General features: G+C 68.3%; 1 protein-coding gene. It reads right to left on the bottom strand.

Features of this window, described 5'->3' with window-relative positions; genetic code table 11:
- Positions 1–382 (bottom strand): glycosyltransferase family protein (locus tag JWG43_RS21250; protein WP_205244515.1); only part of this gene is annotated, 382 nt, incomplete at both ends.

The following is a 382-nucleotide window of genomic DNA, read 5'->3' as shown; positions in this document are numbered from 1 at the left end:
GGGATGCACAAGCCGGGCCCCCTGCGCCTGAGCGGCGATCACAAGCGCCCGATCCTCACCCGTCGGCTGTTCCGGCACGCCGCCGGCTGACAGATAGGCCGCCGCCGTGATGGCGAGGCTGGCCCCGGTGTGATCGCCATGCCGAGGGGCCGGATCATGTGGCGAAGGGTCGATCTCGTCCTCAATCATGCGAACTTCACGCCAGTAGGCGTCCCATAGTCGCCGCAGAGCCGCGACATCCGCCGAGATCGGTGCCGCTTCATCCAGCACCAGCCGTCCGCCCACCAGATCCGCTCCATCCGCGATGGCGGCGAGATTGGCGGACAGCCAGTTCGGCGGCGGCCGCGTGTCGGCGTCCGTCGAGATCAGAACGCCATTGGAT

It is taken from the genome of Desulfobulbus alkaliphilus (assembly GCF_016918545.1).
Lineage (GTDB): Bacteria > Desulfobacterota > Desulfobulbia > Desulfobulbales > Desulfobulbaceae > Desulfobulbus > Desulfobulbus alkaliphilus.
Note: the sequence above shows the minus strand (reverse complement) of the source record. Positions and strands in the feature narration are given on the sequence as shown.